Genomic DNA, 21,392 nt, shown 5'->3' with positions numbered 1-21,392 from the left:
GAGGATTATACCCGATTCGAGGCCTCAAGCGCCAGTTGAGGTCGGGGAAGCGGGCGAATGGTTGCGATTGAGCAGGTTTCGCAGCTGCTCTTTTTCCTCGGTATTCAATTCACTTTGACGGGCTTTGCGCAGCAGTTGTTCCAGGCTGCGCTCGCGTTGGCGGGCTACCAAGCTAGTTATAGTGTCGAAAAACTGTTGTTCAAGGTTGTCGACGGAAATCAGCCATTCCTTTTCCGCCAGGGCGCGCAGCAGGCGGCCCTGTTCGGTGCCGTGCCAGCGCGCGATCAGCTGCAGCGAGCGCAGGCTCGGGCTCTTCTGCAGGGCGCCGAGCAGGGCGACCAGCAGCTGGGCATAGGTGTCGTCTTCGGCGGCGAAATGGCTGACATCCTCGACCTTTTGCGCCAGGTTTGGGTGGTGCAGCAGGGTACGCAGGGCGGTCAGGGTGGGCGATTCGACGCTGACGGCCTTGCGCGGTATGCGTGGCTGGTCGTCGCGGCTGCCTTTTTTCCAGTTGCCGTCCTTTTTCCACGGCTTGCCTTCGCCTTTCTTCCAGTTTTTCTTCGGCTCGAAGGCTTCCTGGGGAGGTTCGATGTGGTCGGCATAGTCGGCGATATCGCCGTATTCCGGCTGTGCGTCGTAATAGTGGTCGGCGGCGGGAGCGTGATCCTGCGGGCCGCTGGGCGCCGGTGCTGGTGTGCTGCGGCTCAGCTGCGCCAGGGCGTCGGCGTGCAGGCCGGTGATCTCGCCCAGGCGCATGCGCATCAGGGCGCGCAGGTTGTTGCCGGGAATCTGCTCGATCAGCGGGCTGGCCAGGGTGGCCAGGTGGGCCTTGCCTTCCAGGGAGCGCGGGTCGGCCTCTTCGCAGAGCTGCTGGAAGAAGTAGTCGGCCAGCGGCTGGGCGTGCTGGTTGATGCGGGCGCGGAAGGCGTCGGTTCCCTCACTGCGGACCAGGCTGTCCGGGTCCTCGCCTTCGGGCAGGAACAGGAAGCGCGCGCGGCGTCCGTCCTGCAGGCTCGGCAGGGTCGATTCGAGGGCGCGCCAGGCGGCCTTGCGTCCGGCGGCGTCGCCGTCGAAGCAGAACAGCACGCTGGGCACGATGCGGAACAGGCGCTTGAGGTGCTCCTCGCTGGTGGCGGTGCCGAGGGTGGCCACGGCGTTGCGCAGGCCTTGCTGGGCCAGGGCGATGACGTCCATGTAGCCCTCGACCACCATGATCTCGTCGAGGTCGCGGTTGTTCTTGCGCGCTTCAAACAGGCCGTAGAGTTCCTGGCCCTTGTGGAACACCGGAGTTTCCGGGGAGTTCAGGTACTTGGGCTTGTCGTCGCCCAGTACCCGGCCGCCGAAGGCGATGATCCGCCCGCGGCTGTCGCGGATGGGGAACATCACCCGGTCGCGGAAGCGGTCGTAGCGCTTGCCGGTTTCGGCGTTCTCGATCAGCAGGCCGGCGTCGATCATCGCCTTCTGCTGCAGGCTGTCGCCGCCCAGGTGCTTGAGCAGGTTGTCCCAGCCCGGCGGGGCGAAGCCGAGGCCGAAGTCGCGGGCGATCTCGCCGGACAGGCCGCGGCCCTTGAGGTAGTCCACCGCCGCCTTGCGCGTCGGGTGGCTCTTAAGGGCCTGGCGGTAGTAGTCGCTGGCGGCGCTTAGCAGCGGGTAGAGCGGCGAGTCGGTGGATTGGCGCGGTTTGCTGTGCCGTCCGCCTTCCTCGCGGGGGATTTCCATGCCGGCGCGCTTGGCCAGTTCCTCGATGGCCTGGGGGAAGTCCAGGTTGTCGTGGTCCATGATGAAGCCGAGCGCGTTGCCGCCGGCGCCGCAGCCGAAGCAGTAGTAGAACTGCTTGTCCGGGCTGACGCTGAAGGAGGGGGTCTTTTCCTTGTGGAACGGGCAGCAGGCCGTGTAGTTCTTGCCGGCCTTCTTGATCTGGATGCGCGAACTCACCACCTCGACTATGTCGGTGCGGTTGAGCAGGTCATCGATGAAGGATTGCGGGATCAGGCCGGCCATGGAGTCGTCGGTTTGCTGGTGCCAGAGGCGGGAGCATAAACGAAAAAACTCCGATCATTCGCCGGCTGGCGAAGCGGAGTGCGGTGAAGCCTGAAAATGCAAAGCCCGGCGTGAGCCGGGCCATGCGGAAACCTTTGCGGCGTGACTGATGACTCAGTACAGGCGCTCGCGGCGGCGCTGTTCGCGCTGCACTTTCTTCGCGTGACGCTTAACAGCAGCAGCTGCCTTGCGCTTGCGCTCGGTGGTTGGCTTCTCGTAGAACTCGCGACTGCGCACTTCGGCCAATACACCGGCCTTTTCGCAGGAGCGCTTGAAGCGACGCAGAGCTACGTCGAAGGGTTCGTTCTCTTTAACTTTGACGGCTGGCATCCAGGTCGTACCTTCACTGTTTTACCGAATGGACGACGCGATCCGGCTAGGGCACGGGAATACGTCGGTTTTCAAGGGCTGCGGATATTAACGCCAAGCGCCACAGAATGCAAAGCCTCTGATCGAAAAGCGCTGGTCGGCCCGAAGGGCGGCGATTATTATGCGCGCCTTCGAATTCCCCCGTTATTAAAGGCGCAAACCCATGCTGGTGCTGGGCTTGGAAACTTCCTGCGATGAAACCGGCGTCGCCCTGTACGACAGTGAGCGCGGCCTGCTGGCTGACGCCCTGTTCAGCCAGATCGAGCAACACCGCGTGTTTGGCGGTGTGGTGCCGGAACTGGCCTCGCGCGATCACGTCAAGCGCATGCTGCCGCTGATCCGCGAGGTGCTGGCCGAGGCCGGCGTAGAGCGTTCGCAGATCGAGGCGATCGCCTATACAGCGGGACCCGGCCTGGTCGGGGCGCTGCTGGTCGGTGCCTCCTGTGCTCAGGCCCTGGCGTTTGCTTGGGGCATTCCGGCCCTCGGTGTGCACCATATGGAAGGCCACTTGCTGGCGCCGATGCTGGAAGAGCAGCCGCCTGCCTTTCCGTTCGTCGCCTTGCTGGTTTCCGGCGGGCATACCCAGCTGGTGCGGGTCGACGGCATCGGTCGCTACCAGTTGCTCGGCGAGTCGCTGGACGACGCCGCTGGCGAGGCCTTCGACAAGACCGCCAAGCTGATGGGCCTGCCCTATCCTGGCGGCCCGGAGATCGCCCGCCTGGCCGAAATCGGTACGCCGGGGCGCTTCACCTTTCCGCGGCCGATGACCGATCGCCCCGGCCTGGACTTCAGCTTCAGCGGGCTGAAGACGTTCACCCTGAACACCTGGACGCAGTGCCGCGAGGCCGGTGATGCCAGCGAGCAGACCCGCGCCGACGTGGCCCTGGCCTTCCAGCAGGCAGTGGTGGACACCCTGACCATCAAATGCCGGCGCGCGCTCAAGCAGTGCGGCCTGAACAGCCTGGTGATCGCCGGCGGGGTCAGCGCCAACCAGGCGCTGCGTCGTTCCCTGGAGAAGATGCTCGGCGAGTTCAAGGGCCAGGTGTTCTACGCCCGGCCGCGCTTCTGCACCGACAACGGCGCGATGATCGCCTATGCCGGCTGTCAGCGCCTGCTGGCCGGCCAGCAGGATGGCCCGGCCATCGGCGTGCAGGCGCGCTGGCCGATGGAGCAGCTGCCGGCCCTGTAAGGCCGCGGCGCGGGAATTTAGAAGTGGCGTTCGCGTCCGGCGAACAGGTCGCGTAGATTGCGCCGATGACGCCAGACGATCAGCCCGGTCAGGGCGCACATCGGCAACAGCGCCGCCGGTTGCTGCCAGGCCAGCAACGGCAGGGTCAGCGGCGTGGCGATCAGCGAGGCGAGCGAGCTGGTGCGGGTGAGGATGAACGTCAGCGCCCAGGCGGCGAGCGCCAGCAGGGCCGCTGGTGGATACAGGCCGAGCAGCATGCCGGCTGCAGTGGCCACGCCCTTGCCGCCCTTGAAGCGGAAATACAGCGGGTACAGGTGGCCGACCACGGCGGCGAGGCCGATCCAGGCCTGTTGCTGGATGGCAAAGCCAAGCTGGCCGGCGATCAGGATCGGCAGCAGGCCCTTGAACAGGTCGCCGAGCAGGGTGAGGATGGCCAGCTTCTTGCCAGCCACCCGCAGCATGTTGGTGGCGCCGGGGTTGCCGGAGCCATTGGTGCGCGGGTCCGGCCCACCGCTCAGGCGGCTGAGCAGGATGGCGAAGGACAGCGAGCCGAGCAGGTAGGCGAGCAGTACCAGCAGCCAGAACATGGTATCCATTCCGGGGCGAGTGAGCCCCGATTCTAGCGGCGGGACGCACTCCTTGTCGTGCTGTGGAGTTAAGTGCTTGGACAAAGTCTTTATCGAGGGCCTGGAAGTCGACACGCTGATCGGCGCGTACGATTGGGAGCGCGGCATTCGCCAGTGCCTGCGCCTGGACCTGACCTTCGCCTGGGATATCCGCCCGGCCGCCGCCACCGACGAGCTGACCCTGGCGCTGGATTACGCCGCGGTGAACCAGCATGTGCAGGCCTTTGCCGGCGCCGCGCAGTTCCAGCTGGTGGAGACCTTTGCCGAGCGTCTGGCCGCCAGCCTGCTGGAGCACTTCGGCATGCCCTGGCTGCGCCTCAAGGTGACCAAACCCGGCGCCAATCCGGCGGCCCGTGCGGTCGGGGTGGAAATCGAGCGCAGCCGGCCATGACCCGCATCTTGCTCGGCCTGGGCAGCAATTTCGAGCGCGAAAGCCACCTGCAGGCCGGCCTGGAGGCCTTGGACGGCTTTCTCCACGAGTTGCGCTGCTCGCCGGTATTCGAGAGCGCGCCGGTGGGGATCAAGAGCGGGCCGTTCTTCAACCTGGTGGTGAGCGCGCGCACCGACCTGCCGCTGACCGAACTGGATCGCCGGCTGAAGTTCATCGAGGCCGACAACGGCCGCTATGCGCCGAACCGCAAGGGCTTGCCGCTGGATATCGACGTGTTGCTGTACGACGAGCTGGTCGGCAACTTCGATGGGCTGATCCTGCCGCGCCCGGAAATCCTCAGCAATGCCTTCGTGCTCTGGCCGCTGGCGCTGCTGGTGCCCGAGGTGTTGCACCCGGCAACCGGCCAGTCCTTCGCCCGGCTCTGGGAGGATGCGCAGATCGACCAGCAGCTGTGGCCGGTCGCCTTCGACTGGCGCGGCGTGGCGCTGACTCCACCCGCGCTGCTCCAGGCCTTTCCCGCGCCGCGCTAGGCAGCCATCGACGAAGCCGCGTACCGGTGCGCATGGCGCCCTCCGCTGAGCGCGATGATCGCTTGCGCCGTCTATTCGGCCACTGCGCCGGCCTTGTAGGCCTTGAGGGCCTGCAGGCGTTCGCGCTTGAGCGCTTCGCCCAGTTCGGCACCCTGCAGGCCCTGGGCCAGCAGGGGCTGCACCGCCACCGCGCGGGCGGCCTGCATGGCACCGTGCAGGTAGGCGGCCTGGGGGTAGGCGCGCTCTTCGAAGCCGAGACGACCGCGGGCATCCATCTCGCAGGCGGCGAGGAACTCCTCGAAGCGCTGCGGCCGGCGGTAGACATCGAAGCTCTGCAGCAGCTCCAGCAAGGTCGTAGCCCGTAGCTCCAGGGCGCGATGGCCATGGGTGTGGTACTCGCCGACCAGCAGGGCCAGCTCGGCGCAATCCCTGGGCACCTTGCAGCGCGCGTTGACCGCGCGGATCAGCTTCAGCCCGCGGGTTTCGTGGGCGATATGCCGCGGCCACTCGGCCGGCGGCGTGGTGCCCTTGCCCAGGTCGTGCAGCAGGCAGGCCCAGCGCACGCTCAGCGGCTGGGCGTGGCGGGCGCATTGCTGCAGGACCATCAGGGTGTGCAGGCCGGTGTCGAGCTCCGGGTGATGGGCGGCGGTTTGCGGCACGCCGAACAGCGCGTCGACTTCCGGCAGCAGTTCGGCCAGGGCGCCGCAGTCGCGCAGCACCTGGATGAACACCTCGGGGCAGGGCTCCAGCAGGGCGCGCGAGATTTCCTTCCAGCTGCGTTCCGCGGTCAGCGCCCTGAGCTCGCCGGATTCGGCCAGCTGGCGCATCAGCGCCAGGGTTTCGCTGGCGACGGTAAAACCCAGCGGTGCATAGCGCGCGGCGAAGCGGGCCACCCGCAGCACGCGCAGCGGGTCTTCGGCGAAGGCCGGGGAAACATGGCGCAGCACCCGCGCCTCGAGGTCGCGCTGGCCGCCATAGGGGTCGATGACCCGGCCCTGGTCGTCCTCGGCCATGGCGTTGACGGTGAGGTCGCGGCGGATCAGGTCTTCCTCCAGGGTCACGTCCGGGCTGGCATGGAAGGTGAAGCCGCCATAGCCCTGGCCGGATTTGCGCTCGGTGCGGGCCAGCGCATATTCCTCGCCGCTCCGGGGGTGGAGGAACACCGGGAAGTCGTCGCCCACCGGGCGAAAGCCCTGGGCCTGCATGGTCGCCGCATCGGCACCGACCACCACCCAGTCGATATCGCTGACCGGCCGCCCGAGCAGGCGGTCGCGCACGGCGCCGCCGACCTTGTAGATCTGCATGAGTTGATTCCTCCGTAGCGGCGGAGGATAAGCGAAAACGCTGCCGGGCGGGCGGCGCTGGTGGCGTGGTCGCGGCTGTGAGCGAAACGGGAGCAGGCCTCAGGGTGGCGGGAGCATCAGATCCAGGCGCGGGTAGTCGCCCTCGGTTGCCGCTTCGCCGCGCGGGGGCACATGCTGCACGGAGATGGTCTGTTCACCCTGGCGCACCTCCAGGTGGATGTCGAAGCCCCACAGGCGGTGCAGGTGCTTGAGTACTTCGTCGGTGGAGTCGCCCAGCGGTTTGCGGTCGTGCTGCTGGTGGCGCAGGGTCAGCGAGCGGTCGCCGCGGCGGTCGACGCTCCAGATTTGCACGTTGGGTTCGCGGTTGCCCAGGTTGTACTGCGCGGCCAGGGTCTCGCGGATGATGCGGTAGCCCGGCTCGTCGTGGATCGCCGGGACCAGCATGTCGTCCTTCTGGTCGTCGTCCATCACGCTGAACAGCTTGAGGTCACGGATCACCTTGGGCGAGAGAAACTGCAGGATGAAACTCTCGTCCTTGAAGTTGGCCATGGCGAACTTGAGGGTGGACAGCCAGTCGCTGCCGGCGATGTCGGGGAACCAGCGACGGTCTTCCTCGGTGGGGTGTTCGCAGATGCGGCGGATGTCGCTGTAGATGGCGAAACCCAGGGTGTAGGGGTTGATGCCGCTGTAGTAGGGGCTGTCGAAGCCGGGCTGGTAGATCACGCTGGTGTGCGACTGGAGGAACTCCATCATGAAGCCGTCGGTGACCAGGCCCTCGTCGTACAGGTCGTTCATCAGGGTGTAGTGCCAGAAGGTCGCCCAGCCCTCGTTCATCACCTGGGTCTGGCGCTGTGGGTAGAAGTACTGGGCGATCTTGCGCACGATGCGGATCACCTCGCGCTGCCAGGGTTCCAGCAGCGGCGCGTGCTTCTCCAGGAAGTACAGGATGTTTTCCTGCGGTTCGGCCGGCCAGCGCTTGCTGTCCTGGTCGTGGCCCTTGCTGGCGCTCTTGGGGATGGTGCGCCAGAGGTCGTTGATCTGCTTCTGCAGGTGCTCCTCGCGGTCCTTCTGCCGGCGCCGCTCCTCCTCGGCGGAGATCGGGTAGGGGCGTTTGTAGCGGTCGACGCCGTAGTTCATCAGGGCGTGGCAGGAATCGAGCAGGTCCTCCACCGCGTCGATGCCGTGGCGCTCCTCGCACTGCATGATGTACTGCTTGGCGAACACCAGGTAGTCGATGATCGAACTGGCGTCGGTCCAGGTGCGGAACAGGTAGTTGCCCTTGAAGAAGCTGTTGTGGCCGTAGCAGGCATGGGCGATCACCAGGGCCTGCATGCACATGGTGTTCTCTTCCATCAGGTAGGCGATGCACGGGTCGGAGTTGATCACGATCTCGTAGGCCAGGCCCATCTGCCCACGGCTGTAGCCCTTCTCGGTGGCCAGGAAATGCTTGCCGTAGGACCAGTGGTGGTAGCCCAGCGGCATGCCGACCGAGGCGTAGGCGTCCATCATTTGTTCGGCGGTGATCACCTCGATCTGGTTGGGGTAGGTGTCGAGCGCGTAGCGTTCGGCGAGGCGCGCGATCTCGCGGTCGTAGGCGCGCACCAGTTCGAAGGTCCATTCCGAGCCGGTGGAAATCGGCTGGCGTTTTTTCTCGGTGGCGGTCATCGCGGTTCCCCTCAGGTCACCAGGCGGCGCTGGAACAGTTCACGGAACACCGGGTAGATGTCCGCGGCCGAGACCAGCTGCTGCTGGGCGAAGGTGTCGGCGTAGCTTTCGCCGACCTGTTCGTACTCGAACCACAGGGCCTGGTGTTCGCGCGGGGTGATCTCGACGTAGGTGAAGTACTGCACGAACGGCATGATCTGATTGATCAGGATATCGCGGCAGACCGGCGAATCGTCATTCCAGTTGTCGCCGTCCGACGCCTGGGCGGCGTAGATGTTCCACTCGTTGACCGGGTAACGCGCGGCCATGATCTCCTGCATCATCTTCAGCGCGCTGGAGACGATGGTGCCGCCGGTTTCCCGCGAGTAGAAGAACTCCTCCTCGTCGACCTCTTTCGCACTCGTATGGTGGCGGATGAATACCACCTCGATTTTGTCGTAGTTCCGCTTGAGGAACAGGTACAGCAGGATGAAGAAGCGCTTGGCGATGTCCTTGGTGGCCTGGGTCATCGAGCCGGACACGTCCATCAGGCAGAACATCACCGCCTTGGAGCTGGGGTTGGGCTGCTTGGTCAGCAGGTTGTACTTGAGGTCGAAGGTGTCGAGGAACGGCACGCGGTTGATGCGCGCGCGCAGCTTGACGATTTCCGCCTCGATTTCCTGGATATCGCCGAAGTTGTCCGGCTCTTCGACCTTCAGCCGCTCCAGTTCGGCCAGGGCCAGCTTGAGCTTGGCGCGGCTGCTGCCGGACAGGGCGATACGCCGCGCATGGGCCGAGCGCAGGGTGCGCACGATGTTGATGCGCGATGGATTGCCCTCGTTGCTGATGCCGGCGCGCACGGTCTTGAAGGTGTCGCTGCCGGTCAGGTGACGCTTGACCAGGTTGGGCAGCTCCAGATCCTCGAACATGAAGTCGAGGAATTCCTCTTGGGTGATCTGGAACACGAACTCGTCCATGCCCTCGCCGGAGTTGCTCGCCTTGCCGGCGCCGCGCCCGCCGCCGCCCTGGGGGCGGGGGATATGGTCGCCGCCGCTGAACTGCTTGTTGCCCGGGTGCACGGTGGTCTGCTTGCCGCCGCGGCCATGGTGCAGCACCGGCTCGTCGATGTCGCGGCCGGGAATGCTGATCTGCTCGCCGTGCTCCATGTCGGTGATGGAGCGCCGGCTGACGGCCTCCTCCACGGCCTTCTTGATGTGGTCACGGTAACGCCGCAGGAAGCGCTGGCGGTTCACCGTGCTCTTGTTCTTGCCATTCAGGCGTCGGTCTATGACATAGCTCATGACGTCTCCTTAGCACGCGGGCCCGTGCAGGCCCGCGGCAGCCGGCGCGGCCACGGAGGAGCGCCGGCGATGGGTTACTGCGACTTGCGAACCCGCAGATACCATTCGGACAGCAGGCGCACCTGCTTCTCGGTGTAGCCACGCTCGACCATACGGGTGACGAAGTCGTTGTGCTTCTGTTGGTCCTCCTTGCTCGCCTTGGCGTTGAAGCTGATGACCGGCAGCAGATCCTCGGTGTTGGAGAACATCTTCTTCTCGATCACCACGCGCAGCTTCTCGTAGCTGAGCCAGGTCGGGTTCTTGCCGTTGTTGTTGGCGCGGGCGCGCAGCACGAAGTTGACGATCTCGTTGCGGAAATCCTTCGGGTTGCTGATGCCGGCCGGTTTCTCGATCTTCTCCAGTTCCTCGTTGAGGGCCACGCGGTTGAGGATTTCGCCAGTTTCCGGGTCGCGGTATTCCTGGTCCTGGATCCAGAAGTCGGCGTACAGCACGTAGCGGTCGAAGATGTTCTGCCCGTACTCGCTGTAGGACTCCAGGTAGGCGGTCTGGATCTCCTTGCCGATGAACTCGATGTAGCGCGGCGCCAGGTATTCCTTGATGAAGCGCAGATACCTTTCTCTGACCTCGGCGGGGAACTGTTCCTGCTCGATCTGCTGCTCCAGCACGTAGAGCAGGTGCACCGGGTTGGCGGCGATCTCATGGGGGTCGAAGTTGAACACCTTGGACAGGATCTTGAAGGCGAAACGGGTCGACAGGCCGGTCATGCCTTCGTCCACCCCGGCGGTGTCGCGGTATTCCTGGATCGACTTGGCCTTGGGGTCGGTATCCTTGAGGTTCTCGCCGTCGTAGACGCGCATCTTCGAGTAGATGTTGGAGTTCTCCGGCTCCTTCAGGCGGCTCAGCACGGAGAACTGGGCGAGCATCTTCAGGGTGTCCGGCGCGCAGTGGGCATGGGCCAGCGAGCTGTTGAACAGCAGCTTGTCGTAGATCTTCACCTCGTCGGTGACGCGCAGGCAGTAGGGCACCTTGACGATGTAGATGCGGTCGATGAACGCCTCGTTGTTCTTGTTGTTGCGGAAGCTGTGCCACTCGGACTCGTTGGAGTGGGCCAGCAGGATGCCGCTGTAGGGGATCGCGCCGAGGCCTTCGGTGCTGTTGTAGTTGCCTTCCTGGGTGGCGGTCAGCAGCGGGTGCAGCACCTTGATCGGCGCCTTGAACATCTCGACGAATTCCATCAGGCCCTGGTTGGCCCGGCACAGTGCGCCCGAGTAGCTGTAGGCGTCGGCGTCGTTCTGCGGGAATTCCTCCAGCTTGCGGATATCCACCTTGCCGACCAGGGCGGAAATGTCCTGGTTGTTCTCGTCGCCCGGCTCGGTCTTGGCCACGGCGATCTGGTTGAGGATCGAGGGGTACAGCTTGACCACGCGGAACTGGCTGATGTCGCCGCCGAACTCGGTCAGGCGCTTGGTGGCCCAGGGCGAGATGATGCTGTTCAGGTAGCGCCGCGGGATGCCGTAGTCCTCTTCGAGGATGGCGCCGTCCTCATCGGCGTTGAACAGCCCCAGCGGCGATTCGAACACCGGCGAGCCCTTGATCGCGTAGAAGGGCACCTTTTCCATCAGCTGCTTCAGCTTCTCGGCCAGCGAGGACTTGCCGCCGCCGACCGGGCCGAGCAGGTAGAGGATCTGCTTCTTCTCTTCCAGGCCCTGGGCGGCGTGGCGGAAGTAGGAGACGATCTGGTCGATGCACTCTTCCATGCCGTGGAAGTCGGCGAAGGCCGGGTAGCGGCGAATCACCTTGTTGGAGAAGATCCGCGACAGGCGCGAGTTGCTCGACGTATCGATCAGCTCCGGTTCGCCGATGGCCATCAGCAGGCGTTCGGCCGCCGTGGCATAGGCGCTGCGATCCGTCTTGCACAGCTCCAGATATTCCTGAAGGGAATATTCCTCCTGGCGGGTCGCTTCAAAGCGTTGCTGGAAGTGGCTGAATATGCTCATGACTGCACCTCGCTCGCTGCATGGAGCCGGCACGGGGGAATCGGGCGGGTGCAGGGCTGGCCGCCGCAGCGGCCGTCGGAAATCCCCCAGAACACCTCAAAAACGCAACCGATGGCCCGGAACCGGTGTGCCGGCTCTTCCTTTTGGATGGCCTCGACTTAAGAGTAGTTCGGATTCGGCAGGCGCAAGGATGGCAAGAGGGTGACAGGATATTGCCGCTTGTCGACAAGGCGCTGAAGGGCAGGCGCAGCGCGGGCTCGCGCCGGCAGATTTTTTTTACTCGCTGCCGCCCTGGGCCACTTCGCCCGGGTACTGGCTGCGCCACAGCTCGAAGCCGCCATCCAGGCTGTAGACCTCGGCGAAGCCCTGGTGCGCCAGGTAGGCGGCGGCGTTCTGGCTGGAGTTGCCGTGGTAGCAGGTGACGATCAGCGGCTGGTCGAAGTCGGCCTTGGCGATGAAGTCGGCCAGGGAGTGGTTGTCCAGGTGCCGGGAGCCGCTGATATGGCCGTTGGCGAAACTCTGCGGGTCGCGGATGTCGACCACCACGGCGCCTTGTTCGCGCAGGGTCTGGGCCTGTTGTGGGGGGATTCGTTTGAATTCGCTCATGGGGTGTTCTCCGTGCAGTCGCAGCGCAGGCGTTCGCCGCTGTCGATGTTCATCAGGGTCAGGGTGCCGCCCCACACGCAGCCACTGTCTAGGGCGCTGAGGCCGGGTTCGTCGCAGTTGCCTTCCAGCGCCGCCCAGTGGCCGAAGATGATCTTGCGCCCGCGGCTCTTGCGTTGCGGGTAGCTGAACCAGGGGGCGTAGCCGGGCGGGGCGGTGCCGACGCCTTCCTTGCTCTTCAGGTCGAGGGTGCCATCGGCCTTGCAGAAGCGCATGCGCGTGAAGTAGTTGGTGATCACCCGCAGGCGCGGGATGCCGTGCAGGTCCTTGTCCCATTTGGCCGGCTCGTTGCCGTACATGCCGTCGAGGAACAGCGGCAGGCGCGCATCGTCGCGCAGCACTTCCTCGACTTCGGCGGCGCGCTTGAGGGCCTTTTCCACGGTCCACTGCGGCGGGATGCCGGCATGCACCAGGGTGATGTCGCGCTCGGCATCATGGTGCATCAGCTTCTGCAGGCGCAGCCAGTCGAGCAGGTCCTGGCGATCCGGGGCGTCGAGGATTTCCTGCAGGGTGTCGTTCTTCTTCAGGCGCTCGATGTTGTGTGCCACGGCCAGCAGGTGCAGGTCATGGTTGCCCAGCACGCAGACCAGCGCATCGCGCATGGCGAACAGGAAACGCAGGGTCTCCAGGGATTGTGGGCCGCGGTTGACCAGGTCGCCGACCAGCCACAGGCGGTCCTTGGCCGGGTCGAAGGCGACCCGTTCGAGCAGGCACTTGAGCGGTTGCAGGCAGCCCTGCAGGTCGCCCACGGCATAGGTGGCCATCAGTGCAGGGCCCCCGGCATGGCCAGGCGGAACGGGGCGATCACGGCATCGAAGCGTTTGCCGTCGTCGGCCAGCATCTGGTAGCTGCCCTGCATGTTGCCGACCTTGGTCGCCATCACCGTGCCGCTGCTGTAGACGTGGCTCTCGCCCGGCTGCAGGTGCGGCTGCTGGCCGACCACGCCGGCGCCGCGGACTTCCTGCACGCGGCCATCGCCGTCGGTGATGACCCAGTGGCGGCTGAGCAGCTTGGCGGCCACCGCACCGTTGTTGTGGATGGTCACGGTGTAGGCGAAGGCGAAACGGTTCTGCTCCGGGCTGGATTGCTCCGGCAGGTAGCGGGTGGCGACGCTGACGTCGACCTGATAGCGCGGATCGGACATGGGTGGCAACTCGACAAGCTGGAAATGCAGTTTAGTCCTGAGAACCTGTGCAATGTCTGCTGCGCGTCGGCCATACGGCGTTAAAAATGACCTCGGGATGCTCATTTACAACTCGTAAACTCCGCTCCCTCGGCCATTTTTGCCTTGTCTGGCTCTAGCTCGCGAGACGTTGCCCAGGTTCTAAGGCACGGCCTTGGGTTGCACGGCGAGCTGATCGGCCAGGCGCACGAAGGCGGCCAGGTCGAGCTGCTCCGGGCGCAGGCTGCCATCGACACCGGCGGCTTCGATCTCGGCGCTGCTGAGCAGGCCCTTGAGCGTGTTGCGCAGGGTCTTGCGGCGCTGGTTGAAGGCCTCGCGCACCACCCGCTCGAGCAGGCGGTGATCCTTGGCCGGGAACGGCAGCACTTCGTGGGGAACCAGGCGGACGATGGCCGAGTCGACCTTGGGCGCCGGGTTGAACGCGCCCGGGCCGACGTTGAACAGATGCTCCACGCGGCAGTGGTACTGCACCATGATCGACAGCCGGCCCCAGTCGCCACCGCCCGGTTCGGCGGCCAGGCGCTCGACCACTTCCTTCTGCAGCATGAAGTGCATGTCGCGGATCAGCTCGGCGTTATCCAGCAGGTGGAAGATCAGCGGGGTGGAGATGTTGTAGGGCAGGTTGCCGACCACGCGCAGGCTGTGCGGCGCGGCTTCGAGGCGGTTGAAGTCGAACTTCAGGGCGTCGCCCTGGTTCAGGCGGAAATTGGCCAGATGGCCGAACTTGCCCTGCAGGATCGGGATCAGGTCGAGGTCCAGTTCGATCACGTCGAGCTGCGCACCGCTGCTCAGCAGCCCTTCTGTGAGGGCGCCCTGGCCCGGGCCGATCTCCAGCAGGCGCTCGCCTTCACGGGCGTGGATGGCGCGCAGGATGCGATGGATCACCCCGGCGTCGTGCAGGAAGTTCTGGCCAAAGCGCTTGCGCGCGCGGTGTTGGTATTCGGACATCGGTACGGCTCCAAGCTTCAAGCCACAAGCTCAAAGCGCAATGCAAAGAGCGGCAGTTTAGCAGCCAAGCGGCCAGGCTCTAAGCCTGGCGCGCGGTGGCCATCATATAGGCGGTTTCCAGGGCGACCTGCAGGCTGCCGGTGTCGATCCGGCCGCTGCCGGCCAGGTCCAGGGCGGTGCCGTGGTCGACCGAGGTGCGGATGATCGGCAGGCCCAGGGTGACGTTGACCGCCGCGCCGAAGCCCTTGTACTTGAGTACCGGCAGGCCTTGGTCGTGGTACATCGCCAGCACCGCGTCGCAGTGGTCGAGGTGCTTGGGGGTGAACAGGGTGTCGGCCGGCAGCGGGCCGACCAGGTTCAGGCCTTCGCCGCGCAGCCGCTCCAGGGTCGGTTCGATCACCTCGATTTCCTCGCGGCCCAGGTGGCCACCTTCGCCGGCGTGGGGATTGAGGCCGCAGACCAGGATGCGCGGCTGGGCGATGCCGAATTTCTCCACCAGGTCGGTGTGCAGGATGCGCGCGACCCGCGCCAGGCGTTCCGCGGTGATGGCGGCGGCGACGTCCTTGAGCGGCAGGTGGGTGGTGACCAGGGCCACGCGCAGGCCGTGGGTGGCGAGCAGCATCACCACCTGTTCGGTGTGGGTCAGCTCGGCGAGGAATTCGGTGTGCCCGGAGAAGGCGATGCCGGCCTCGTTGATCACGCCCTTGTGCACCGGGGCGGTGATCATGCCGCTGAAGTGGCCGTCGATGCAGCCCCGGCCGGCGCGGGTCAGGGTCTCCAGGACATAGGCGGCATTGGCCTTGTCCAGCTGGCCGGCCACGACCGGCGCCTGCAGCGGGGTATCCCAGACGTACAGGCTGCCGGCCGGCGCCGCTGCGCTCGGCCAGCGGCCCGGTTCGGCCGGCAGCAGGGCGATGTGCAGGCCGAGCTGCGCGGCGCGCGCGGCGAGCAGTTCGCGGCTGGCGATGGCGATCAGCGGGTAGGGCTGGGCGCTGCGGGCCAGCAGTAGGCACAGGTCCGGGCCGATGCCGGCAGGCTCGCCGGGGGTCAGGGCGAAAAGGTGGGCGGTGGTCATCGCGGGCTCTCTTCTGGATAACGGTCGGGCGCCAAGGGCGGCAAGTACCAGCACTCTACGCCGAAATGCACTGGCGAAAAAAAGCCCGGCTGAGCCGGGCTGGGGTATTGCAGCAAGCCCTGTCAGAGCCTGTCTGCGATCTCCTGATCGTCGGCCATGCGGCGTTGAAATCGGGCTCGGAATGCTCATTTACAGCTCGTAAATTCCGCTTCCTCGCCCAATTTCGCCTTGCCTGGCTCTAGCTCAGAAAGTCGTAAACAGGCTCTTAGAGCTTGATCTCGACGTAGGCCTCGTCGCGGATCTGGCGCAGCCAGGCCTGCAGTTCCTCGTCGTACTTGCGGTTACGCAGCACGTTCATCGCCTGCTGCTCGCGGACCTGTTCGCTGCTGTCGGTGGCGCGGCGGCCGATGACTTCCAGCACGTGCCAGCCGTAGGGACTCTTGAACGGCTTGGACAGTTCGCCGCTGGGGGTCTTGGCCATCACTTCGCGGAACTCGGGCACCAGGCTGTTGGGGTCGATCCAGTTGAGATCGCCGCCATTGAGGGCCGAGCCCGGGTCTTCGGAGTAGCTCTTCGCCAGTTCGGCGAAGTCTTCGCCGGCGACGATGCGCTCGTACAGGCGCTCGGTCAGACGCTTGGTCTCGCCTTCGCTGCGGATCTCGCTGGGCTTGATCAGGATGTGGCGCACGTGCACCTCATCGCGCACGATGCTGTCGCCGCCGCGTTTTTCCAGCAGCTTGATGATCATGAAGCCGTTGGGGGTGCGAATCGGCTCGGTGATCTCGCCGGGTGCCAGGGCGCCGATCACGCCATCCAGCGGCGGTGGCAGCTGGGCGGCCTTGCGCCAGCCGATCTCGCCGCCTTCCAGGGCGTTCTCGCTGGCCGAGTTGGCGATGGCCAGCTGGGCGAAATCGCCGCCGCTGCGCAGCTGGTCATACAGGCCGCTGACCTTGCGCGCGGCGGCCTGGATGGCTTCCGGGGACGCGCCTTCGGGGAGCGGGATGAGGATATTGGCCAGGCGGAACTCTTCGGAGAGCTGCATCTTGCCCATGTCGGAGGCGAGGAAGTTCTGCACTTCCTGGTCGGTGACCTGGATGCGCTCGGCCACGCGGCGCTGGCGCACGCGGCTGATGACCATCTCGCGGCGAATCTGTTCGCGGGCATCCTTGAGGGTCAGGCCGTCACGCGCCAGGGCGGCGCCGAACTGTTCCAGGGTCAGGCGATTGCGCTGGGCAATGCTGGTCATCGCCTGGTTCAGCTCTTCGTCGGTGATGCGGATGCCGGAACGCTCGCCGATCTGCAGCTGCAGGTTCTCGACGATCAGGCGTTCGAGCACCTGCTGGCTGAGCACGTCGGCCGGCGGCACCTGGGCGCCGCGCTTGGCGATGGTCTGCTGGACCTCGCGGGTGCGGGCGTCCAGCTGGCTCTGCATGATCACATCGTTATCGACAATGGCGATCACGCGGTTGAGGGACTGAACTTCGGCCTGTGCTGCAGTGCCGAGGAATACTGCGCCCAACAGCAGCGGGCGCAGGCAATCAGAAAGCTTGGTCTTCACGTTCACGATAACCTTGGATGCCTTGGTCGAGGAAACTTTCCGCCTTGTTACCCACCACGCCGCCGAGCCCTTTGAGGACGATCTGCAGGAAGATACCGCGGTCGGCCTGGTCGTTCTGGTCCGGGTTCAGACTGTATTCGTCGTAGTCGACCCAGTAACGGTTGATCAGGCGCAGTTTCCAGCAGCAACTGTCGTACTCGAAGCCGCCGAAGGCCTCGAGGGTGCGGGTCTGGTTGTAGTCGTACTGCCAGCGGGCGATGGCGCTCCACTGCGGCACGATCGGCCAGATCACCGAGAAGTCATGCTGCTCGATCTTGTAGTAGTCCTTGATGTAGCCCGGCTGGCCAGGCGTACCGAAGTCGCCGCCGCCCACCACCCAGTCACCGGTGGACTGGTCGTAGCGCACGGTGTCGTTGCGGTAGCGATAACCGACGTTGACCACCTTGTTCGGGTCTTCTTCCGGCTGGTAGTGGAACATCGCGCTGCCGGAACGGGTGCTGCTGCTGTCCGGATCCCAGTTGAAATCGGACGACAGGCGCCAGTCGCGGTTGAAGCGGTACAGGTATTCCAGCGCATAGGGCGAGACATTGGCCTGGGCATCGTCGCGGGTGCGGTAGTCGATGCCGGGCAGCTGCACTTCACGGTCGGCGAAGTAGATGGCCTGGCCGATGCTGAAACGCTGCCGCTCGAAGCCGTTCGACTCGATCCAGCGGTTGGTCACGCCCAGCGACAGCTTGTTCTCGTCGCCGATGCGGTCCTTGCCGGAGAAGCGATTCTCGCGGAACAGCGAAGCGTAGTTGAAGGTGTTCTCGCCGGTGTCGAACACCGGGATGTCGGTCTGGTCTTCTTCCGGCACGTACAGGTAGTACAGGCGCGGTTCGAGGGTCTGCCGGTAGTTGGTGCCGAACAGCGAGGTGTTGCGGTCGAAGTACAGGCCGCTATCCAGATTGAACAGGCCGACGCCGCGGTCCTGGCTGCTGCTGTAATCCTGTTCGGCGAGCAGGGTGTTCTTGCCCTGCTGGTCCAGGTCCAGATCGTAGTCGGTATGCAGGTACTTGATGGTCGGCTTGACGTAGCCCCAGCTCCAGTTCAGCGGCAGGCTGACGCCCGGCTCCAGGTGGATGCGGTCGCCATTGGCGCGGGCCAGGCCCTTGATCCGGGTGTCGTACCAGGGTTCCAGGTTGCCGTCTTCGTCGCTGAAGTTGCCGCTGCGCAGGTCGCGGTCGAAGCGCACGAACTCGGTCTGGTAGGCGAAGTTCAGCCCGCCCGGCTGGAACGGCAGGGCACCATTGAAGGTGATCTGCGGCAGACGGTCGTAGGGGGTGATGTCGGTGACCGTGGCCAGCTCGTAGGCGTGGGCGTTGAGGCCGGCGGTGAAGTTGTCGCCACGATAGGTGAGCGCGCCGCGCTGGTTGACGAAGGTGGTGCTGCTGACTTCCAGGTCGCTGTCCAGGTCCTGGAAGTAGTAGGGGTCGCTGATGTCGGTGTAGTCGACTTCGGCCAGCAGGCGCGAGTCGAGGCCGCCCTTGTGCTGCCAGTTGTACATCCAGCGCTGGTCTTCGTATTCGGACTGCAGCTCGCGCTCGTCTTCCGCGTCGTCCAGCCAGGCCCCGCCGACCTGGCCTTCGCTGCCCTTGGTCAGGTAGCGGAACTCGCCTTCCATCAGCAGGCCGCGGTTGCTCATGTAGGTGGGGTACAGGGTGGCGTCGTAGTTCGGCGCCAGGTTGAAGTAGTACGGGGTGGCCAGGAGGAAGCCGGTGTCGCTCGACGAGCCGATGCTCGGGGCGAGGAAGCCGGACTGGCGGCGATCGTCGATCGGGAAATAGATGTAGGGGGTATAGAACACCGGAATGTCTTTTACCCGCAGGGTCACGTTGGTCGCGGTGCCGAAGCCGGTGGCCGGGTTCAGCTTGACGTTGTTGCCCTTGAGGTTCCAGGCGTTGCTGCCCGGTTCGCAGCGGGTATAGGTACCATCCTTGAGGCGGATGATCGCGCTGTCTTCGCGCTTGGCGTACAGCGCGCTGCCGCGCACGTGGCCCTTGTGCAGGACGTATTCGGCGTTCTCGATCTTGGCCTCGCCGTTGTCCAGCTGGATCTCGGCGCGGTCGCCCACCACCAGGGTGCCCTGGTCGCGCAGCTTGACGTTGCCGATCAGTTCTCCGCGGTTTTCGGTCTGGTGCAGCTTGGCCTCGTCGGCCTCGATCTGCATGCCGGACTGGCGCAGCACGACGTCACCGGCGAGGGTAGCGGTCTGAGTTTCCTGAGCGTAGCGCGAGGCCTTGGCCGAGACGAACATCGGCGCTTCGTCCATCGGCGTGTCGTCGCTCATGCCCGGGCGCAGCGGCTCGACATAGGAACCGGCGCAGTACGGGCCGACTTCGGCCAGCTGGGCGGCGGTCAGCTTGTCGCGCGGCACCCAGTCGAGGTGGCTGTAGTCGGCGCTGCGGCTGCTCAGGCCTTTGCCCTGGCTTTCGGTCACCAGTACGGTTGCGTTGGCGGCCTGGCCGTCGGCCGACTGGGCAGCGCCGTTGCCGGCAACCGCACTGACCGCCGTCGCGCTATGCTGCGGGCGCGGCAGCTGGGCGGCGTCCGCGGTCTTCGGGGAACAGGCCCAGCCGCCGGTGGCGGAGGCCTGGCAGTCGAACTGCTCGGCGGCGACAGCAAAAGGCGTGGCTACGGGCTGAAGGGCCAGTAGGCTGCCGGTGACCAGCAATGGGAATTTTTTACGGAACACGGGGAGTTTTACTGCCATCTTGTTAGTCCGGGCTTCCTGCGCGCCTTCGACCCGCGGGGGCCGCACGCCTCTCGATGGGCGAAAAAAGATGCTGGATAATAAAGCATGACCCGCACAACGGCTAGCGCCGTCGGAGACCCTTGTAATGCCTGATCAAGATGTACGCCTCCCGCTTCTGCAGGGCTGGCTGGAGCAGTGTTTGCCCGCGTTGTTCGCCGCCGAAGGCTGGGGTGCGGTGCCCGCTGCCGAGCTGACTGCGGCCAGCAGCGATGCCAGTTTTCGCCGCTATTTCCGCTGGCAGGGGGCTGGGCGCACGCTGATCGTCATGGACGCGCCGCCGCCCCAGGAAGACTGCCGGCCCTTCGTCAAGGTGGCCGGCATGCTCGCCGCTGCCGGCGTGCACGTGCCGCGGATTCTCGCTGCCGATGTCGAGCGTGGCTTCCTCCTGCTCGACGACCTGGGCCGGCAGACTTGGCTGGAAGTGCTAACCGCGGACAATGCCGATGCCCTGTTCGAGCAGGCCCTGCAGGCGCTGGTGGCTATACAGAAGCTGCCGGTCGACGGCCAGCTGCCGGCCTATGACGACGCCCTGCTGCGCCGCGAGCTGCAGCTGTTCCCCGACTGGTACCTGCAGTGCCACCTGGGCGTCGAACTGGATACCGGGCAGCAGGCGCTCTGGCGGCAGGTCTGCGACCTGCTGGTCGACAGTGCCCTGGCGCAGCCGCGGGTGCTGGTGCACCGCGACTACATGCCGCGCAACCTGATGCTGAGTGCGCCCAACCCCGGCGTGCTGGACTTCCAGGATGCGGTGCATGGGCCGGTCAGCTACGACGTCACCAGCCTGTTCAAGGATGCCTTCCTCAGCTGGCCGGAAGCGCGCGTGCTGGGCTGGTTGCAGCGCTACTGGCAGCTGGCGGGCGAGGCCGGGATCGAGCTGCCGGCGGACTTCGCGGCGTTCCACCGGGCCAGCGACCTGATGGGGGTGCAGCGCCATCTCAAGGTGATCGGCATCTTCGCGCGCATCTGCCACCGCGACGGCAAGCCCAAGTACCTGGCCGACGTGCCGCGCTTCTTCGCCTATATAGAGGCCGTGCTGGCCCGCCGGCCGGAACTGGCGGCACTCGGCGAGCTGCTCGCCAGCCTGCCGCACCAGGAGCTGCAACCGGCATGAAGGCGATGATTCTGGCGGCGGGCAAGGGCGAGCGCCTGCGCCCGCTGACCCTGCATACCCCCAAACCGCTGGTGCGTGCCGGCGGCGTGCCGCTGATCGAGTTCCATGTGCGCGCCCTGGCCACGGCCGGTTTCCGCGAGCTGGTGATCAACCATGCCTGGCTCGGTCAGCAGATCGAGGACTACCTGGGCGATGGTGCGCGCTTCGGCGTGCGCATCGACTATTCCGCCGAGGGCGAGCCGCTGGAGACCGGCGGCGGGATTTTCCGCGCCCTGCCGTTGCTGGGCGAGCAGCCGTTTCTGGTGGTCAACGGCGATATCTGGACCGACTGCGATTTCGCCGCCCTGCGCCGGCCGCTGGCGGGCCTGGCGCATCTGCTGCTGGTGGACAATCCGGCCCATCACCCGGGCGGCGACTTCTGCCTGCAGGACGGGCGGGTCGGCGAACTCCGGCCCGGGCAGGCGAGCCTGACCTACAGTGGCGTGGCCGTGCTGCATCCGCAGCTGTTCGCCGGCTGCCAGGCCGGCGCGTTCAAGCTGGCACCGCTGCTGCGCCGGGCCATGGCCGACGGCCTGGTGAGCGGCGAGCACTACCGCGGGCGCTGGGTGGATGTCGGCACCCACGAACGCCTGGCCGAGGTCGAGCAGTTGCTGGCGGCGAGGTCCTGAC

Annotated in this window: 19 protein-coding genes; 5 read left to right on the top strand and 14 right to left on the bottom strand. The window is 65.6% G+C overall.

The features are described from left to right. Nucleotides 1–24: 24 nt before the first annotated feature. Together dnaG and rpsU are read right to left on the bottom strand one after the other, a co-directional pair. The gene (gene dnaG / locus GV001_RS19890) at nucleotides 25–2,001 is read right to left on the bottom strand and encodes a DNA primase (protein WP_160083063.1); all 1,977 of its coding nucleotides are present in this window, start codon (nucleotides 1,999–2,001) and stop codon (nucleotides 25–27) included. Nucleotides 2,002–2,154: 153 nt separating this feature from the next. Then, nucleotides 2,155–2,370, bottom strand: coding sequence for a 30S ribosomal protein S21 (gene rpsU / locus GV001_RS19885; protein ID WP_021702507.1), 216 nt, complete (start codon nucleotides 2,368–2,370; stop codon nucleotides 2,155–2,157). 202 nt (nucleotides 2,371–2,572) lie between these two features. On the opposite strand from rpsU, the gene tsaD reads away from it, so the two are divergent. Beyond that, on the top strand, nucleotides 2,573–3,598 hold the full coding sequence (gene tsaD / locus GV001_RS19880; RefSeq protein WP_160083061.1) for a tRNA (adenosine(37)-N6)-threonylcarbamoyltransferase complex transferase subunit TsaD: 1,026 nt from the start codon (nucleotides 2,573–2,575) through the stop codon (nucleotides 3,596–3,598). 17 nt (nucleotides 3,599–3,615) lie between these two features. Here tsaD and plsY read toward each other — a convergent pair whose 3' ends face one another. Next, nucleotides 3,616–4,185, bottom strand: a complete 570-nt coding sequence (plsY, locus tag GV001_RS19875; protein ID WP_160083059.1) for a glycerol-3-phosphate 1-O-acyltransferase PlsY — start codon at nucleotides 4,183–4,185, stop codon at nucleotides 3,616–3,618. Nucleotides 4,186–4,261: 76 nt separating this feature from the next. Between plsY and folB the strand changes: the two genes are divergently transcribed. Continuing rightward, a complete protein-coding gene (gene folB, locus GV001_RS19870; protein WP_160083057.1) occupies nucleotides 4,262–4,615 on the top strand; it encodes a dihydroneopterin aldolase in 354 nt (117 codons plus the stop codon). Then, on the top strand, nucleotides 4,612–5,145 hold the full coding sequence (gene folK, locus GV001_RS19865) for a 2-amino-4-hydroxy-6-hydroxymethyldihydropteridine diphosphokinase (protein ID WP_160083055.1): 534 nt from the start codon (nucleotides 4,612–4,614) through the stop codon (nucleotides 5,143–5,145). Before folB ends, folK begins: the two co-directional genes overlap by 4 nt. Nucleotides 5,146–5,216: 71 nt before the next feature. On the opposite strand, the gene GV001_RS19860 is transcribed toward folK, so the two are convergent. The 11 genes from GV001_RS19860 to GV001_RS19810 form a co-directional block, all read right to left on the bottom strand. Further along, on the bottom strand, nucleotides 5,217–6,449 hold the full coding sequence (locus GV001_RS19860; RefSeq protein WP_160083053.1) for a multifunctional CCA addition/repair protein: 1,233 nt from the start codon (nucleotides 6,447–6,449) through the stop codon (nucleotides 5,217–5,219). Nucleotides 6,450–6,548: 99 nt separating this feature from the next. Continuing rightward, nucleotides 6,549–8,114, bottom strand: a complete 1,566-nt coding sequence (locus tag GV001_RS19855; RefSeq protein ID WP_160083051.1) for a SpoVR family protein — start codon at nucleotides 8,112–8,114, stop codon at nucleotides 6,549–6,551. 11 nt (nucleotides 8,115–8,125) lie between these two features. Continuing rightward, nucleotides 8,126–9,394, bottom strand: a complete 1,269-nt coding sequence (locus tag GV001_RS19850; RefSeq protein WP_160083049.1) for a YeaH/YhbH family protein — start codon at nucleotides 9,392–9,394, stop codon at nucleotides 8,126–8,128. Nucleotides 9,395–9,468: 74 nt separating this feature from the next. After that, on the bottom strand, nucleotides 9,469–11,391 hold the full coding sequence (locus GV001_RS19845) for a PrkA family serine protein kinase (RefSeq protein ID WP_160083047.1): 1,923 nt from the start codon (nucleotides 11,389–11,391) through the stop codon (nucleotides 9,469–9,471). A 276-nt stretch (nucleotides 11,392–11,667) separates the two neighbouring features. Then, nucleotides 11,668–11,997, bottom strand: coding sequence for a thiosulfate sulfurtransferase GlpE (glpE, locus tag GV001_RS19840; RefSeq protein WP_160083045.1), 330 nt, complete (start codon nucleotides 11,995–11,997; stop codon nucleotides 11,668–11,670). Continuing rightward, on the bottom strand, nucleotides 11,994–12,818 hold the full coding sequence (locus GV001_RS19835) for a symmetrical bis(5'-nucleosyl)-tetraphosphatase (RefSeq protein ID WP_160083043.1): 825 nt from the start codon (nucleotides 12,816–12,818) through the stop codon (nucleotides 11,994–11,996). The genes glpE and GV001_RS19835 overlap by 4 nt, the downstream gene beginning before the upstream one ends. Beyond that, complete coding sequence (apaG, locus tag GV001_RS19830; protein ID WP_160083041.1) at nucleotides 12,818–13,198, bottom strand: Co2+/Mg2+ efflux protein ApaG; 381 nt, start codon at nucleotides 13,196–13,198, stop codon at nucleotides 12,818–12,820. Before apaG ends, GV001_RS19835 begins: the two co-directional genes overlap by 1 nt. Nucleotides 13,199–13,378: 180 nt before the next feature. After that, nucleotides 13,379–14,185 carry a 16S rRNA (adenine(1518)-N(6)/adenine(1519)-N(6))-dimethyltransferase RsmA gene (gene rsmA / locus GV001_RS19825; RefSeq protein ID WP_160083039.1) on the bottom strand — a complete coding sequence of 269 codons (807 nt, stop codon included), beginning with the start codon at nucleotides 14,183–14,185 and terminating at the stop codon, nucleotides 13,379–13,381. Nucleotides 14,186–14,264: 79 nt separating this feature from the next. After that, a complete protein-coding gene (gene pdxA, locus GV001_RS19820; protein WP_160083037.1) occupies nucleotides 14,265–15,260 on the bottom strand; it encodes a 4-hydroxythreonine-4-phosphate dehydrogenase PdxA in 996 nt (331 codons plus the stop codon). A 265-nt stretch (nucleotides 15,261–15,525) separates the two neighbouring features. After that, nucleotides 15,526–16,824, bottom strand: a complete 1,299-nt coding sequence (locus GV001_RS19815; RefSeq protein ID WP_160083035.1) for a peptidylprolyl isomerase — start codon at nucleotides 16,822–16,824, stop codon at nucleotides 15,526–15,528. Further along, entirely contained in the window at nucleotides 16,799–19,570 is a 2,772-nt protein-coding gene (locus tag GV001_RS19810; protein WP_160083033.1) for an LPS-assembly protein LptD, read from the bottom strand. Before GV001_RS19810 ends, GV001_RS19815 begins: the two co-directional genes overlap by 26 nt. A 127-nt stretch (nucleotides 19,571–19,697) precedes the next feature. Here GV001_RS19810 and GV001_RS19805 point away from each other — a divergent pair, with 127 nt between their 5' ends. Both GV001_RS19805 and murU read left to right on the top strand, forming a co-directional pair. After that, nucleotides 19,698–20,723 carry an aminoglycoside phosphotransferase family protein gene (locus GV001_RS19805; protein WP_160083031.1) on the top strand — a complete coding sequence of 342 codons (1,026 nt, stop codon included), beginning with the start codon at nucleotides 19,698–19,700 and terminating at the stop codon, nucleotides 20,721–20,723. Continuing rightward, nucleotides 20,720–21,391, top strand: coding sequence for an N-acetylmuramate alpha-1-phosphate uridylyltransferase MurU (gene murU / locus GV001_RS19800; protein ID WP_160083029.1), 672 nt, complete (start codon nucleotides 20,720–20,722; stop codon nucleotides 21,389–21,391). The genes GV001_RS19805 and murU overlap by 4 nt, the downstream gene beginning before the upstream one ends. Nucleotide 21,392 lies beyond the last annotated feature (1 nt).

Source organism: Pseudomonas sp. 8AS, assembly GCF_902506505.1.
Lineage (GTDB): Bacteria > Pseudomonadota > Gammaproteobacteria > Pseudomonadales > Pseudomonadaceae > Aquipseudomonas.
This window is presented reverse-complemented; position numbering and strand designations above follow the sequence as displayed.